This window comes from Paenibacillus sp. JJ-223 (genome assembly GCF_927798175.1).
GTDB classification, from domain to species: Bacteria; Bacillota; Bacilli; order Paenibacillales; family Paenibacillaceae; genus Paenibacillus; species Paenibacillus hubeiensis.
In genome coordinates, this window is sequence record NZ_CAKMMP010000047.1 from 1 (window position 1) to 464 (window position 464).

Annotated in this window: 1 tRNA gene; it reads right to left on the reverse strand. The window is 45.5% G+C overall.

The window, feature by feature from the left end:
- Positions 1-250: 250 nt before the first annotated feature.
- Positions 251-326 (reverse strand) — tRNA-Ala (locus L6H98_RS31210).
- Between the last annotated feature and the right edge of the window lie 138 nt (positions 327-464).

Sequence of the window (464 nt, forward strand, 5' to 3'; positions counted from 1 at the left end):
TTCGCCACGTCCTTCATCGGCTCCTAGCGCCTAGGCATCCTCCGTGTGCTCTTAGTAGCTTAACCAATTGCTCGGATGAGCAATGCAGTTTTCACTAATATATAAACTTGTTGACACAAGTTCAGCTAGGATGATTGTTGATCGGTTACTTGAACCGAACAAGCATTCATCCGAAAAGGAATGTTCTAATTCGCATTTTTCGTTTCGATATCCAGTTTTCAAAGAACAAGCTATTTCAGATGAAATTCGTTGGTGGAGCCAAGCGGGATCGAACCGCTGACCTCCTGCTTGCAAGGCAGGCGCTCTCCCAGCTGAGCTATGGCCCCTCAAATTCCATCAAAACTGAACAAATGAATAAGCAATTGTTGTTGCAGATCACGTCTGCATTATTTGAATGTCTTCGTTGCAGAAGACGATTCTCCATAGAAAGGAGGTGATCCAGCCGCACCTTCCGATACGGCTAC